Annotated in this window: 12 protein-coding genes; 4 read left to right on the forward strand and 8 right to left on the reverse strand. The window is 71.2% G+C overall.

The features are described 5' to 3' along the window. Positions 1-72 precede the first annotated feature (72 nt). From OV427_RS14815 to OV427_RS14825, 3 genes are all read right to left on the reverse strand, one after another. Positions 73-1,578 carry a serine/threonine-protein kinase gene (locus tag OV427_RS14815; protein ID WP_267856753.1) on the reverse strand — a complete coding sequence of 502 codons (1,506 nt, stop codon included), beginning with the start codon at positions 1,576-1,578 and terminating at the stop codon, positions 73-75. A gap of 332 nt (positions 1,579-1,910) precedes the next feature. Next, the gene (locus OV427_RS14820; RefSeq protein WP_267856754.1) at positions 1,911-3,197 is read right to left on the reverse strand and encodes a MopE-related protein; all 1,287 of its coding nucleotides are present in this window, start codon (positions 3,195-3,197) and stop codon (positions 1,911-1,913) included. Positions 3,198-3,204: 7 nt separating this feature from the next. Then, on the reverse strand, positions 3,205-4,416 hold the full coding sequence (locus OV427_RS14825; protein WP_267856755.1) for a hypothetical protein: 1,212 nt from the start codon (positions 4,414-4,416) through the stop codon (positions 3,205-3,207). A gap of 196 nt (positions 4,417-4,612) precedes the next feature. Between OV427_RS14825 and OV427_RS14830 the strand changes: the two genes are divergently transcribed. The 4 genes from OV427_RS14830 (at position 4,613) to OV427_RS14845 (ending at position 8,479) form a co-directional block, all read left to right on the forward strand. Continuing rightward, positions 4,613-5,053, forward strand: coding sequence for a host attachment protein (locus OV427_RS14830; protein WP_267856756.1), 441 nt, complete (start codon positions 4,613-4,615; stop codon positions 5,051-5,053). 96 nt (positions 5,054-5,149) lie between these two features. Then, positions 5,150-7,048, forward strand: coding sequence for a methyl-accepting chemotaxis protein (locus tag OV427_RS14835; protein WP_267856757.1), 1,899 nt, complete (start codon positions 5,150-5,152; stop codon positions 7,046-7,048). 10 nt (positions 7,049-7,058) lie between these two features. Next, on the forward strand, positions 7,059-7,658 hold the full coding sequence (locus OV427_RS14840) for an HAD family hydrolase (RefSeq protein WP_267856758.1): 600 nt from the start codon (positions 7,059-7,061) through the stop codon (positions 7,656-7,658). Further along, a complete protein-coding gene (locus OV427_RS14845; protein ID WP_267856759.1) occupies positions 7,655-8,479 on the forward strand; it encodes a glycosyltransferase in 825 nt (274 codons plus the stop codon). The genes OV427_RS14840 and OV427_RS14845 overlap by 4 nt, the downstream gene beginning before the upstream one ends. Positions 8,480-8,482: 3 nt before the next feature. On the opposite strand, the gene OV427_RS14850 is transcribed toward OV427_RS14845, so the two are convergent. The 5 genes from OV427_RS14850 to OV427_RS14870 all read right to left on the reverse strand — a co-directional run bounded on the left by OV427_RS14850 (position 8,483) and on the right by OV427_RS14870 (position 13,904). Further along, positions 8,483-9,142, reverse strand: a complete 660-nt coding sequence (locus OV427_RS14850) for a glutathione S-transferase family protein (protein ID WP_267856760.1) — start codon at positions 9,140-9,142, stop codon at positions 8,483-8,485. A gap of 40 nt (positions 9,143-9,182) precedes the next feature. Continuing rightward, positions 9,183-9,782, reverse strand: a complete 600-nt coding sequence (locus tag OV427_RS14855) for an adenylate/guanylate cyclase domain-containing protein (protein WP_267856761.1) — start codon at positions 9,780-9,782, stop codon at positions 9,183-9,185. Positions 9,783-10,161: 379 nt separating this feature from the next. Continuing rightward, entirely contained in the window at positions 10,162-10,986 is an 825-nt protein-coding gene (locus OV427_RS14860; RefSeq protein WP_267856762.1) for a hypothetical protein, read from the reverse strand. Positions 10,987-10,999: 13 nt separating this feature from the next. Then, a complete protein-coding gene (locus tag OV427_RS14865) occupies positions 11,000-11,818 on the reverse strand; it encodes a hypothetical protein (RefSeq protein WP_267856763.1) in 819 nt (272 codons plus the stop codon). A 73-nt stretch (positions 11,819-11,891) separates the two neighbouring features. Beyond that, on the reverse strand, positions 11,892-13,904 hold the full coding sequence (locus tag OV427_RS14870; RefSeq protein ID WP_267856764.1) for a serine/threonine-protein kinase: 2,013 nt from the start codon (positions 13,902-13,904) through the stop codon (positions 11,892-11,894). Positions 13,905-14,018 lie beyond the last annotated feature (114 nt).

Here is a 14,018-nt window from a genome sequence, read left to right on the forward strand (position 1 = left end):
ATGCCTCACGCCGCCCATGCGGACGACGGCGCCACCACCACCAGCAGCACCCGCGGGACCCGCGACAGACCGCTACGGGGCCGCGAACGGGTCGATGACCCTATCGCGCCCCTTTTTCTCCTTCCGGGTTTCCGGCCGCGAGGGGCCCGGCGCGTGCCGGGGCGCCGTCTGGGCCTTGGCGAGCGGAAACTCCAGCGACGCATGCTCGTCCAGCCGCACCACCCGCTCCGCCGGGACGTAGCCGGCCAGCTCCACCCGCAGGCCGATGGGCGCGTTGCCCCCGGGGAGCTCCTTGATGAGCGGCGTGACGCCCAGCACCTCGCCCGTGTCCGCGCGCAGCACCTTCGCCCCTTCCGGGAACGAGCGCACCGTGAGGGTGACGGGCCCGTGCGCCACGGCCGTGGGCGCCTCCGCCGCCGCCACCACCGACGCGGCTCCCGGCATCAGCGGCGCGGGCGCAAGCGCGGGCTCGCGCGCGAGCCGGAGCCCGGACCAGGTGAGCACGCCGGACACCAGCGCCAGCACCGCCGCGCCGGCCGCCAGCGCCACGCGGGGAGGCAACCGCCCCACCGCCGCGCGCATCCGCTGCGTGGGCCGCTCCGAGGGGTCCACCGCCTCGGCGGCGGACGCCGTCTGCGCGGGCGTCGTGGGCAACATCAACAGCGCCGTGGTCACCTCCGCCAGGCTCTGCGGCCGCGCCTCCGGCTCCTTGGCGAGGCAGCGGAGGACGAGCTCGGACAACTTCGGCGGCAGCGGCTCGCCCGAGGGCAGGTGCGTGGGCAGCGGCGGCGGCGGCTGGGTGATGATTTGAACCACCAGCTGTCCGAAGGCCGGCGCCAGGAAGGGCGGCCGCCCGGAGAGCAGCTCGAAGAGGATGTTGCCCACCGCGTAGACGTCCGCGCGCGGGTCCACCTGCAGGCCCGCGGCCTGCTCCGGGGCCATGTATGCGGGCGTGCCGATGATGGTGCCGTCCAGCGTCCCCGTGGTGTTGCCCTCGGACGTGAGGAGCTTCGCCACGCCGAAGTCCAGCACCTTCACGAAGTCCGGCTGGCCCGCGCGGTGGATGATGAAGAGGTTGTCCGGCTTGATGTCCCGGTGCACCACCCCCACCTGGTGCGCCGCCCCCAGCGCCGCGCACACCTGCACGACGATGCGCTGGATGCGCGCGAGCGTCAGCTTCTCCTCCTGGGCAAGCGATGACAGGCTCTGCCCGCGCAACAGCTCCATCACGCAGTAGACGTGCCCGCCCTCACCCTCGTCCACGAAGTCGAAGATTTCGACGATGTGCTCGTGGTTGATCTGGTTGACGGTGCGCGCCTCCTGGAAGAAGCGCTGCACGAAGCCGCTGTCCCGCGCGTGCTCGGCCTTGAGCACCTTGAGCGCCACCTGACGCCCCAGCCGCGCATGGCGCGCCTGGAACACCTTGCCCATGGACCCCTCTCCGAGGAGTCGCTCGAGCTGGTAGTTCCCCAGCATGGAGCCTTCCCGCAGCTCCACGTCGGACCGGTTCACGACGCCAGCCACGGCGCCCCCGGCGGTAGACAGGACGGTCTGTGCGAAGAGGTCATCGGAGCCCATGATGGGAAGAACTTTCCATGATCGGGTCCAACGGCAACCCTCTCACGACAGTCTGTCTTCCCAGGGACGGCGAACTTGTCGGGCTGTGAGAATTCGCGATGCCTCATGTGGGGAGTTTCCGAGGGAACGCCCTCGGAGCAACACCCACCCGCCCCACCAGGGCTGTTCGCCAGTCGCCATGCCGGGGCCGCATCCGCCCATCGGTGACTGACGACCAACGAACAGTGCGGGAGTGACGGATTCACGACGCGGGGGCTCGGGAGTCGAAGCAGGGTGGATGGCGGGGGTGCGCGGCGGGGACTCGGGGGAGGACCCCGCCGCGGGTCAGGCGATCACCCACACGTCTTGTTGGCCTGGCAGGTGCCCGCCGTGCCGTTGTTGCGCGTGCAGGAGGTGCCCTGCGGGCAGTCCGCGCTGTCCGCGCAGTCAGCGCCGTTGTTGTTGTCGTTGTCGACGCGGTCGTTGCAGATTGTCTCCTTCTTGATGCCGGAGCCGCAGACGCACCCGGTGCCACACACCTGGCCGTCGCAGTCGGCGAGGTCCGCGCAGTCGATTTCCGGGTCGCCGTCGTTGCTGAGGCCGTCGGCGCAGTCCGTCTCCGTCCGATTGCCGCCGCCACATGTGCAGCCCTGGCCGCAGGCCTCGCCGGTGCAGGACACGGTGTCCGCGCAGTCGATGCCATTCTTCCCGTCGTCGTCCACGCCGTTGGTGCAGTCACCCTCGACGCACGCATTGACCCGGCAGATCTTCCCGGCGCCGCACGACAGCCCGTCACAGTCCGAGTCCAGGCAGTTGGCGGAGCCGTCGCCGTCATCGTCGATGGGAGTGCTCTGCGCGGTCTGATTGCTGCACTCCGTCTCCTCCTTGCGGCCATTCACGCACGCGCAGCCGGTGCCGCACGACTTGTTGTCGCAGTCGTCGCGGTCCGCGCAGTCGGTGAACCCGTCGCCGTCCTCGTCGCCACCGGCGCCGCAGTTGGCCTCGGTCCTCCGGCCGTTGCGGCACACGCAGCCCTCGCCGCACGCCTGGTTGTCGCAGTCGTCGCGGTCCGCGCAGTCAGCCGGGCCGTCGTTGTTGTCGTCCACGCCGTTGCCGCAGTCCAGCTCCGTGCGCCGGACGCACTCCCCCTTCACGCAGCTCTGCAGGGAGGTGCAGACCACGTCGCACCGGCCGCAGTGGCCGGGGTCCGTCTGCAGGTCGAAGTCCTCGTCGATGCTGTTGTCGCAGTCGTCGTCCTTGCCGTTGCACGTCTCGGTGCGCGGGAGCACCTGATTGATGCAGACGATGGCGCTGTTGCGGTCGCACACGGACTGGCCGGTCTTGCACAGCCCCACGCCGCCGGTGCCCGCCGGGCCCGTGTAGCAGGGCGTGTCCAATTCATCGACCGCGCCATCGCAGTCGTCGTCCACGTTGTTGCAGCGCTCGGCCTCTTCCGGGAGGCAGCAGTACTTCGCCCCGTCGTTGGGCAGCGCCGCGCACAGGTAGCCGTCGCCGCCACAGTCCGCGTCCGCGTCGCAGGTGTAGGGCACGTCGTTGGGGAACTCCACCTTGCAGCCCGCCGCACCGGACAGGAGCAGCAGGGCGCAGAGCGCGCGCAGCCAGGGATTGAAGGTCTTCATAAGAGGCTCAGAAGCTCCCGCCGACGACGAGGTGGAGCGCCGTGGAGGACGAGGCACCGCCGCGCCCGCCCGGCTCCAGCGAGGTAGAAGAAGAGGCACCGCGCGCGGGCACCACCACCAGCCACACCACGCTGCCGGCGGCCACCACGCCGCCTCCGGCGATGAGCGCCGTGGCGAGGTTGGCCTGCGCCTGCGCGTCCAGCCGCTCCTTGCGGCTCAAGTCGTAGATGCCGTCCCCGTCCGCGTCGGTCGCACGGGCCTCCACGTCCTGGGCGCTCTTGCCCATCACCATGCCCACGCCCACCGCCGCCAGGCCCACCAGCGCGGTGTAGAGCGCCGGCCGCTTGAAGATGGCCGGGACACCGCCGCCGCGGCCGGAGGCCTTCGCCACCGCGTCGTCACCGGGCCCTTCCGGCGCCGGGCCGGAGATTTCCAGCTGCACCTCCACCTCTTCGCGCGCGCCGGGCTTGAGGTTCAGCGTCCGGGTGAAGGTGCTGTACTCGTCCGCGGACACCTCGAGCTGCGCGGTGCCCGGGGGCAGGCGCGCCTCCACGCCGCCCACGCCGAGGATGCGCTCGCCCACCTTCACCACCGCCGTCGTCACGTTGACGCTCACCTTCAGCACCGCGCGCGGCCGGGCCAGCGCCATCATCCGGTTGGACAGCTTGGTGGTGGACTCCTTCTGGAAGGCGGCGTCCTTCGGGTTGCGCCCCGTCACCACGTCCTCGTGCACCACGCGCTTGTCCCGGTCATACGTCCACATCCGCAGCGTCCAGCCCGCGTCCTCCAGGGACAGGCGCGCGGTGGTGAGCAGGTCCGCGTCCAGTGACTCGGCCGGCTCCGCCAGGCACGTGGCCTCCGTGCAGCGCACCGCCGCGTCGTAGCCTTCCGCCAGCCGCTCGCGCGCCTCCTGGAGGCTGGCCCCCAGCGTCACCATGCCGGAGGACATCGCCCCGCGTGCCAGGGCCTTCAGCCAGACGGCCGACTGCTGCGCGCCGGCCCGCTCGGGCGTGTCCAGCCCCAGCAGCACGAAGCGCGGCATCAACTCCGTCTTCGGGTCTTCGGCGCGCAGGTCCAGCCCCATGTCGCCCGGCTGCTCCTGCGTCGAGGTGTCGCTACTGAGGTCCAGGCCCAGTCCGCCCTGCGCCTGGGCCCACGCGGGATGGACCCACAGCGCGAGCGCCAGCAGGGCGACGGAAGAGGCGGCGGGAATACGCATGCTGAACGTTTTACCCTGTCACCTCCCACAACGGAATGATCCTCGGCCGTTACGGCCGCCGTCTCGGGAGCACCCCCTGTCAACCCGGGTGGGACATGGCCGCCTGCCCTGCGCACGGCGGGGGCGCGGCTCGGTGACGGAAGCTTGCCGGGCGCCATGCCGGTCCTCATCTCCCTTCCTAAAGGAGAGAAACGACATGGCGGATGGAACGCTCTGGATTCTCGTGGGGAACTCGAGCCGCGCGCGGCTCTTCGCGACGGACGCGAAGGCGCAGGGGGACTGGCGACTGGTGGAGGAGTTCCAGCACGAAGAGAGCCGCACCAAGGCCTTGGAGCTGCTCAATCAGCCGGACAACCCGAACGGGGGCACGCTCCACGGCCCGCCCCCGGAGAACGAGCCCGGCGGCCGCAAGGAGCTGGAGCATGACCGCTTCGCCCGCGAGCTGTCCGACTACCTGGACAAGGGGCATGATCGCCACGCCTTCGACAAGCTCGTCATCGCGGCGCCTCCCGTTTTCCTCGGACGCGTGCGGCGGTTGCTGAGCTCGCGCGTAAAGCAGCGCGTGCTGCTGGACGTGGACGCGGACTACTCCAACGTGCCGGCCAGGGATTTGCCTGACCGAGTGCCTGTCCTCTAGGCAGGCGAGCGCGGAAGGCACTCGCGCGGGCGGCTCTGGTGTATAGGGCGGGGGCAACCTCCTCGGAGGGCCCCCGTCCCCCGAGCCCCGAGACACATGTCCCCTCGCCTCCTCGGCACCCTCTCGCTTCGCGGGCGCCTGACCCTGTACGTCACCCTGCTGTCCGTCGTTCCGCTGCTGACGCTCAACTGGCTCCAGACGCGCAATGCGCGGCGGATGCTGGAGGAGCAGATTCGCGCGTCGCTGCTGCGGGAAGCCGAGGGCGTGAAGGACCTGATGGAGGCGACGCTCGCCGAGCGCGAGTCGAGCCTGCAGAACTGGGCGGAGGACTCGGACGTGCGCTCCGCGCTGCGCACCGGCAACACCCGGTCCGCGGACGTGCTGCTGACGCTGCTCCAGCGCCGCTACCTCACCCTCAACGGCATCGTCCTCTTCAACGACGAGGGCCACACCGTGTCCGCCAGCATGCCGGCGCTGCGCGAAGCCTACGCGGCCGTCCCGGAGCTGGTGAGGAGCAGCGCCTGGTTCCGCGAGGCGCGCAAGGGCCGCACCACCGGCGAGGGCGTCACCACGGAGGACCCCATCCTCGGCGTGCGCGTGCTGTCGCTGGCGGTGCCCGTGGTCGACCCCGCGACGAAACACCGCATGGGCGTGCTGATGGCCGCCTTCGACTGGGCCCAGGTGGACGAGCTGGTGCGCCCCTCGCTGACCCGCGCGGGCCAGCGGGACTTGAAGAGCTTCGCCCTGGTGCTGAGGCAGCCGGACGACACGGTGCTCTACGACTCGCGCGGCGCGGAAGGCGGCACGGACGCGGGGCTGCTGGCCGTTTCGGCCGTCAACGGCACGGACGTGAAGGACGTGGGCGACGGCTGGCGCTTCGAGGCGCTGGTGTCCCCGGACGAGGCCTACGCGCCGGTGAGCCGCGCGCGCACCGAGGCGCTGCTGATGGCCGTCGGCTTCCTGGCGGTGGGCGTGGTGGGCGCGTGGCTGCTCGCGCGCGGCGTCACCCGGCCGGTGCTGGCCCTGCGCGAGGCGGTGACGCGCATCGTCCGCGAGGGCGACCTCACCCAGGCCCTCGACGTGAAGGCGGGCGACGACGAGGTGGGCGAGCTGGCGGACGCCTTCGGCCAGCTCGTGAAGCAGCTGCGAGACACGGCGCACAGCCTGCACGGTGGCACCCGCGTGCTCAGCGACACCGTGGCGCAATTGCAGAGCGCCGCCGCCCAGCAGGAGCGCAACGTGGCGCGCCAGGCCGCCGCCCTGCAGGAGACGCAGGTGACGGCGCAGGAAATCAAGCAGACGTCGCTGCTCGCCGCGGAGAAGGCGGACGCGGTGCTGACGGTGGCCGTGCGCGCGGAGAAGGTGGGCCAGGCGGGCGAGGAGGACATCCGCGACAGCCTCGGCGGCTTCCAGTCCCTGCTGGACCAGTCCCGGCAGATGACCGACCGCATCTCCCAGCTCAACGAGCGCACGCGGCAGATTGGCGGAATCACCCAGACGGTGAAGGACCTGGCGGACCAGTCCAACATGCTGGCGCTCAACGCGGCGATTGAAGCGGCGCGCTCGGGCGAGCACGGCAAGGGCTTTGGCGTGGTGGCGCGCGAAATCCGCAGCCTGGCGGACCAGTCCATCGACTCCACGGTGCGGGTGCGCGACATCCTCAACGAGCTGGGCAACGCCATCCTCTCCACCGCGCGGATGACGGAGGCGGGCCACACCCGCGTGGCGGCGGGCCTGGAGCAGGTGCGCAGCAGCGGAGACAGACTGAAGGAGCTGGCCACCATCATCCAGGACAACGCGTCCGCGGTGAGGCAGATTGCCGGAGCGGTGGCCCAGCAGAACGCGGGCATCGCCCAAATCTTCGGCGCGGTGACGGACCTGTCCTCGATGATGAACGACACCCAGCAGGGCCTGGCGGCCACCACCCAGGCGGCGACGCTCCTGCGAGAGGTGTCCGAGCAGATGCAGGTCGTGGCTCGCGCCTACCGAATCTGAAGGAGGCTGCATGGCGGCGGTGAAGGCGGTGCTGTTGGATTTGGGCAACGTCCTCGTCTTCCATGACAACGCGTTGCTCTTCGCGCGGCTGGCCGCGCGCGCGGGGCTCTCCGGCCCGGAGGTGGGCCAGCGGCTCGCCGGCGCGGGCTGGACGGCCGCCAACCGGGGCCTGCTGGACGCCGAGGGCATCCGCCAGGACGTGTGCCGCGCGCTCGGCGTGGACCTCCCCATGGCGGAGTTCGCGCCGCTCTGGAGCAGCCACTTCACCCTGCACACCGCGGTGCTGCCGCGCGTGGAGGGGCTGGTGGGCCGGGTGAAGCTGGGGCTCGTCTCCAACACCAACGCGCTCCATGCCGCGTACCTCAAGCCCCTGCTGCCGCTGCTCGAGCGCTTCGACAGCGTGGTGATGAGCTGCGAGGTGGGCCACGTGAAGCCGGAGCCGGAAATCTACCGGCTCGCGCTGAAGGGCGTGGGCTGCGCCCCGCACGAGGCCGCCTTCTTCGACGACCTCCAGGAGTTCGTGGACACGGCCAATGCGCTCGGCCTGCGCGGCCACCTCTTCACCACCGCGGACGCGTTCGACGCGCAGCTGAAGGGGCTGGGACTGTGAGGCTCGGCGGCTACGTCCTGCACCGCGACAACCGCGACACGCTGGAGCCCTGCCTGCGCGGGCTCCTGGCGCTCTGCGACGACGTGGTGGCGCTGGACTCCGGGGCCACGGACGGCTCCGCGGACCTGGCGCGCTCGCTGGGGGCGCGCTCGGTGCCGCATGCGTGGCGCGGCTACGGGGCGGCGCGCGAGGCGGCGGTGGCGGCGCTGGAGCCGTGTGACTACGTCTTCTTCCTGGACTCGGACGAGGCGCTGTCGGCGGAGGCGGTGGAGACGCTGCGCGCGTGGAAGGCGTCCTCCCCCACCGAGGCCGTGTACCGGCTGCCCCGGCGGGACTGGGCGGAGCTGGAGGGCCACCGCTTCCTCTTCCGCACGCAGTGGCGCGCGCGACTGGTGCGCCGGGACAGGGCGGTGTGGCGGGCGGAGCAGATTGTCCACGAGGCGCTGCCGAAGATGCCGGGCGGCCGGGTGCACGCGCCGATTGAGCACCGTTTCGCCACGTCGGTGGCGCGGCGCTCGGCGAAGGAGGAGCGCTACGCGCTGCTCTGGGCCCTGCGCGCCCATGCCGAGCACCGGCGGCTCAAGCCCGTGGGCGTGCAGCGCGTGGCGGCCTGGGTGCGCGACTGCGTGCTGAAGGGCGCGCTGTGGCGCGGCGGAGGCGATGCGTCCCGCCTGGCGTGGGCCGTGGCGGGCTACCACGCCGCGAAGTACGCGTACCTCCGCGAGCTGCGCCAGGGCCGCTACCCGGAGCTGGCGCGCGCCTACGCGGAGGGCCGCTACGACGAGCTCTTCACACGCGTGCGGGAAGGCTCGCTCGGCTGAAAGTCAGTCGTACTTCGCCACCGGCTTGTCGTGCTGCGCCGCCTCGGCCCACTTCTGGAAGGCCGGCAGGGCGAGCACCGCGTCGCGGTACGCGGCGCACACCGCGTCCAGCGTCACGTCATACGTCACGAAGCGGGTGACGACGGGCGCGTAGAAGGCGTCCGCAATCGAGAACCGGCCGAAGAGGAAGGGGCCGCCCTGGCCGAAGCGGGCGCGGCACTCGTTCCAGATGGCCTGGATGCGGGTGATGTCCTCCGCCACGCCGGGCGCGCGGCCCTGGCCCGGCTTGCGGGCGCGGATGTTCATGTTCATGTGGTTGCGCAGCGCCGTGAAGCCCGAGTGCATCTCCGCCGTCACGGAGCGCGCCACCGCGCGGGCCGCCTTGTCCTCGGGCCACAGGCGCGCCTCGGGGAAGGTCTCCGCGAGGTATTCGCAGATGGCCAGCGAGTCCCAGATGGCCAGCTCGCCGTGCTTCAACAACGGCACGCGCCCGCTGGGCGAGTGCTGGAGGATTTTCTGGGTGGAGTCCGGCTCCCCGAGATGAATCACCACCTCCTGGAACGGCTGCCCGGTGTGGGCCAGCGCCAGGTAGGGGCGGAGGGACCAGGAGGAGTAGTTCTTCGTACCGACGACGAGCGTGAGCGGGGCGTGGGACTGGGACATGGCGGCACCCTAACGCCGTCCGGCCCCGCGCGCGCGAGCTTCAGTTCGCCGGCCCCATGCGGCCCAGGAACGAGCGCATGCGTGACAACAACGGCACCCGGTTGCGGCGCTCGGGCGGGTCGATGCGGTAGACGGCCACCGGCAGGCGGATGTTCTTCATCTCCCCGCGCCCCAGCCGCACCGGCGGCCTGGGCAGCCGGCCCTCCACCTGCCGCGCCACCGTCTCGCTGACGTAGAGCGTGCCGGGCCGGGCCAGCGCTTCGATGCGGGCCGCCAGGTTGACGCCCTCGCCGAACACGTCGCCGTCGCGGTGCACCACCATGCCCAGGTGCACGCCCACGCGCAGCACCATGCGCCGCTCGGCCCCGACGCCGCCGTTGCGCGCCGCCAGCGTGCGCTGCAATTCCAGGCCGAAGTCCACCGCGGCCAGCCCGCCCTCGAACTCCAGCAGGAAGCCGTCCTCCAGCCGCTTCACCTCGCGGCCACCGTGGCGCGGCAGCAGCTCGCGCACCAGCGAGGCGTGCTCGTCACGCAAGAGTTGTTGGAGCGCATCATCGCGCCACGAGTCCCGCCCCGGGCCTTCGATGCCCGTGAACAGGATGGCACAAAGCTTCCTGGGTTCCGGTGCCTCCATCACCATCGCTCAGCTCCCCTCCCCCCGGCACAGACAGTGGACGACGTTACTTCACGACGGGGTTCCCGGTCCCAGCCGGGCCCCCCGTCCCGGCTGGGACCGGGCCCCGGACGACCCTTCGCCACCGGGAGCGCGGCCGTACGACAGGCGCATCCCCACCACCCCCGCGAGCCCCGGCAGCGGAGGCGGGAGGCAGGCCCCCCGGCGTCAGCTCCGACCTGGACTGCGAGGTGGTGGACATTGCGTAAACCATCCTATTCGGTTCTATCAGGATAGGTCATCACTGACGCAATGCACCAACCTCCCGAGCGGTTCGCACGTGGGGTGTCCAGGGTCGGACTCAGGAGGTCGGGTGAGGTCCGAGCCCGAACAGTGCGGAGGTTGGCTACAGGTCGTCGCAGGGCGTGCCCAGGCGCGCGCCGGTGTAGACGCCCAGCTCGTTGTAGATGAGCAGGCGGTTCTCCTCCACGGGCACGGGGCGCAGCTCCCTGCGCTTCTTCTTCACAATCCAGAACGAGGGCTGCTCGCGGTCCAGCACGAGCTGCAAATCCCCGCCCTTCGTGGAGAAGATTTCGCCCTTCGAGTCCTCGACGACGTTGAGCATCCGCTGCGGCTTGAGCCGGCCGCGAGGGCCGATGGAGACGCGGTAGCCCTTCAGTCCAGACGTGGGCGTGCTCTTCTCCACGAGGTAGTAGGCGCCCTTCGTGTCCCGCAGCAGGGCATGCGGCTCGTACTTCTGCGGGCTCGGCTCGAACGCGGCCTTGAGCAGCAGCTCACGGGCCTGGGCGGGCTCCACCAGAGAGAAGGGCGTGGTGCGCCGGCCGCAGGTGACGGCACACGTCTTCGCCTTCGGGTCGACCACGACGCGCGAGTAGGGCCGCAGGTCGAGGCCACTGTCGTTCACGTTGCTGTTGGCCTCGGGGTTCTCGAAGCGTGGATCGAGGAACGCGCCCGGGGGCATCCAGATGCTGTTGGGCGCCAGCGGCATCTCGTTGAAGCGCTTCCCGTCACCGTAGAAGAGCTGGACGTGGGACTTCCCCGGGAAGGGCGTGGACGCGACGTAGTGGCCGCTGCCGTCGGTGCACAGCGAGGTGCGCTCGAGGGCCATGCGCTGGCCCAGGTTCTGCCCCGGACCCCAGGGTGGCTCGAGGGCCAGGGACCCGCCGGAGGAAAGGAGCACCGCCAGGGCGAGGACTCGTGAGGGTGACATGCGCGGGCTCCGCCTAGAGGGTGTCCATGAAGAACTGGGCAATCTGCTCGGCGCCCATGCTGTCCGCGCCGGGGGCGATGCTCCACTGCACCGTGTCCGCCTCGACGCGGCCGGAGAAGCGCTCACCGGCGCGGCAGTCCACGCGCTTCACCTTCGCCTGCACGGTGCGGCGTGCCTCCTCCGACTCGTCGCACAGCGACTTGAGCGCCTCGAGCGGCCTGGCGCAGTAGTCGCCGATGGCCTCTCCGTCATCGAGCAGCTTCTGGGGGACGGCGTCCCAGGTGATGGCCGCCGCCACCGAGGAGCCGCATGACGTGTTGAGGGCCTTCAGCGCCTCGGCGAGCCGCCGGTCATGGTCCCTGGACCAGAAGGCCTTGTCGAAGGCCTCGCCCCTGGCGAGCGTGCCGTCCGCGAACTGGCGCAGGTACAACTCCTGGACGTCCTCGGACTTCAGCGCGGCGGTGCGCTCCGCGTCGGGCTTCATGTGGATGGCGTCGTCCTTCAGGAGCGACGACACCATGAAGTCGCCCGTCTTCTTCCGGAAGCTCTTCCGCTCCTGGAAGAGGCGCAGGTTCCGGCCGCGCCAGCGCGCCCAGAACTCCGTCCCATCCTCCGTGGCGGTGTGGAGGAGCACCTTCCCGTCGTGGTCATCGCCGGGGACCTGGAACTGGATGAGGTACTTGCGCTCCTCCAGGGGCAGCAGCGGGACGACGCTCACCGACTCGCCGCTCGGGGCGGAGTAGACGGTGCCCTTTGCCACGGGATGGGTGCCCGGGCCGGTGGGGCGGGCGCCGCGGGCACAGCCCAGCGCGACGGCGAAGACGACACTCATGGCCAGCAGGTTTCTCAAGACAGCTCACCTCGGAGTGGAAGCCCGGCGCGGGCCCGGCGCGCGGGCCCGGCGCTCAGAGCGCGATGTCGTACTGCTTGCAGTACTGGCGCACCCGGGTGCGCTCCCAGGCGGGGACGCGCGGCCACGTGGTGCGGGCATTGGAGAGGTCCTTCTGGAGGCAGTACGCGCGGACGAGGAGCGCGTGGGAGGTGCCGGTGACCTGCACCCGCTGGCTGCGACGGACCAGGTGCAGCGCCTCGTCCGCGTCTCCGCGCGCCAGGGCCCGCTCCGCCGCCATGAGGTCCGCCAGCGCCGCTTCGGAAATGGGCGCGGACGGGTTCTTCGGCTTCTGGGTCGGCGGGCGCGCTGTCACGGAAGGGCCGGGCGGCGGCGCCACACCGGGCGCGCCGGAAGGGGGCGAGGTGGTACCTGCGTCCACGGAAGGGAGTGCTGCCATCGGCTGCGACGGTACCGGACCGGTCTGTCGCGGCTCCGGCTGCGCCGTGCCGGGCGGCTCGGCGGGGTTCACCTGCGCCGTGCCGGGCGGCTCGGACGGCCCCGGCTGCGAAGGCGCGACACCCGGCGAGGGCTCCTTCTGCGCGGGACTGGCCGGGTCGGCCGAAGGCGCTGCTCCAACCTGCTCGGGCCGCGCCGGCGCGGGCTGCGACGGCACACTCCCCACGTTCGCGACGTCGGGGCGGGGCGGCGTCATTCCGGGAGGAGCATCTGCTGGCGCGACGGGTGCGTCGGGCTTCGGCCCGGTGATGCCCGGCCGCAGCCCCATGGCGAGCCACACGGCACCGACGAGGACGAGCACCGCGGCGGCCACCCACCACCGCTTCCCGGAGCGCTTCGTCTCGATGAACGGCGCGGGGCCCTGGGCGACACCGACGTCCGGGCGCACCACGTGCGTGGCGCCTCCGGGGGGCGTCACCAGCAGCTCGGGCTCCGGCCGGGGAGCCATGGCCTCCGGCGGCGGCCCATCCACCGTCATGGTGACCACCTCGTGCAGGGGCACGTTGACGACGGGCCGCTTCGCCGAGGCCTCCACCGACGCGGATGACTGGAGCTGCCCCCGCTCCGACACCGTCTCCGCCCTCGACGGGGGCGCCTTCGCCGCCGGGGGCTCACGCCTCCCGCCCACCGTCTCGAGCTGGGACGGACGGACCGACAGGGCGGGCACCGGAATCGCGCTGGGAGGCAGCGTCTGCAGCGGGCTCCCCGTCAGCTCGGCGATGAAGCTGCCCACGTCGGGGTAGCGGTTCTCCGGCTTCTTCTCCAGGGCCCGCTCAATCGCATCCACCACGTTTGGCGGCACGCCGGGGACCAGCGACGCCAGCGGCTGCGGCGGGTCATAGACGATGCGGTAGATGAGCTCCGGCAACGGCCCGTCCTTGAACGGGAGCCGCCGGGCCAGCATCTCGTACACCATGCACCCGAAGGCGAAGATGTCCGTGCGGGGGTCCACCTCCTGGTTCTTCCCCTGGGCCTGCTCGGGCGCCATGTACTGCGGCGTGCCCAGCAGGATGCCGCCCTGGGTGTTGATGCTCTGCGAGTCGATGATCTTCGAGATTCCGAAGTCGAGCAGCTTCACGTGCTCCACGACGACGCCGCCCATCTCGGTGGGCATGAGGAACACGTTTCCGGGCTTGAGGTCCCGGTGGACGATGCCCGCGCGGTGGGCCGCCTGCAGCGCCGAGCCCATCTGCCGCGAAACGGAGAACACCTCCTCCAGCGTGAGGGCGGCCCCCCGCCGCAGCCGCCGGGACAGGGGCTGCCCGCGCAGGCACTCCATGACGAGGAACGGAGAGCCGTCCTCCAGGTTGTCGAAGTCGAGCACCTCGACGATGTTCGGATGCCCCAGGCGCGAGGCGATTTCCGCCTCGCGGCGGAAGCGGACGAAGACTTCCTTGCCCAGGCCCCCGTCGCCGCGCAGCACCTTGATGGCCACCTGCCGGCCGGGAAGCCGCAGGTGGTTGGCCAGGAAGACGGTGCCCATGCCTCCCCGGCCCAGCACGCCGACGATTTCGTAGGTTCCCCTCAGGACGGTGCCGAGGGGGATATCGCGAGTCACGGAGGAAGGCATGAAGGATGGGCTCTCAAACCCGAAAGCCAATTCTATCCTGTCCCCCCCGACACCCCTTGGCGAGTTGTCCGACCCGCCCGCGCCCTCCAAGAGAGGGATTAATGCTTCTGACTT

Origin of the sequence: Pyxidicoccus sp. MSG2 (assembly GCF_026626705.1) — a bacterium.
Taxonomy (GTDB): domain Bacteria; phylum Myxococcota; class Myxococcia; order Myxococcales; family Myxococcaceae; genus Myxococcus.

What these genes read in the sequence shown, in the direction of transcription:
- OV427_RS14860 (WP_267856762.1), bottom strand. Translation starts at nt 10,986, where the DNA reads ATGTCACCCTCACGAGTCCTCGCCCTGGCGGTGCTCCTTTCCTCCGGC.
- OV427_RS14840 (WP_267856758.1), top strand. Translation starts at nt 7,059, where the DNA reads ATGGCGGCGGTGAAGGCGGTGCTGTTGGATTTGGGCAACGTCCTCGTC.
- OV427_RS14855 (WP_267856761.1), bottom strand. Translation starts at nt 9,782, where the DNA reads ATGGTGATGGAGGCACCGGAACCCAGGAAGCTTTGTGCCATCCTGTTC.
- OV427_RS14820 (WP_267856754.1), bottom strand. Translation starts at nt 3,197, where the DNA reads ATGAAGACCTTCAATCCCTGGCTGCGCGCGCTCTGCGCCCTGCTGCTC.
- OV427_RS14870 (WP_267856764.1), bottom strand. Translation starts at nt 13,904, where the DNA reads ATGCCTTCCTCCGTGACTCGCGATATCCCCCTCGGCACCGTCCTGAGG.
- OV427_RS14850 (WP_267856760.1), bottom strand. Translation starts at nt 9,142, where the DNA reads ATGTCCCAGTCCCACGCCCCGCTCACGCTCGTCGTCGGTACGAAGAAC.
- OV427_RS14865 (WP_267856763.1), bottom strand. Translation starts at nt 11,818, where the DNA reads ATGAGTGTCGTCTTCGCCGTCGCGCTGGGCTGTGCCCGCGGCGCCCGC.
- OV427_RS14825 (WP_267856755.1), bottom strand. Translation starts at nt 4,416, where the DNA reads ATGCGTATTCCCGCCGCCTCTTCCGTCGCCCTGCTGGCGCTCGCGCTG.
- OV427_RS14835 (WP_267856757.1), top strand. Translation starts at nt 5,150, where the DNA reads ATGTCCCCTCGCCTCCTCGGCACCCTCTCGCTTCGCGGGCGCCTGACC.
- OV427_RS14815 (WP_267856753.1), bottom strand. Translation starts at nt 1,578, where the DNA reads ATGGGCTCCGATGACCTCTTCGCACAGACCGTCCTGTCTACCGCCGGG.
- OV427_RS14830 (WP_267856756.1), top strand. Translation starts at nt 4,613, where the DNA reads ATGGCGGATGGAACGCTCTGGATTCTCGTGGGGAACTCGAGCCGCGCG.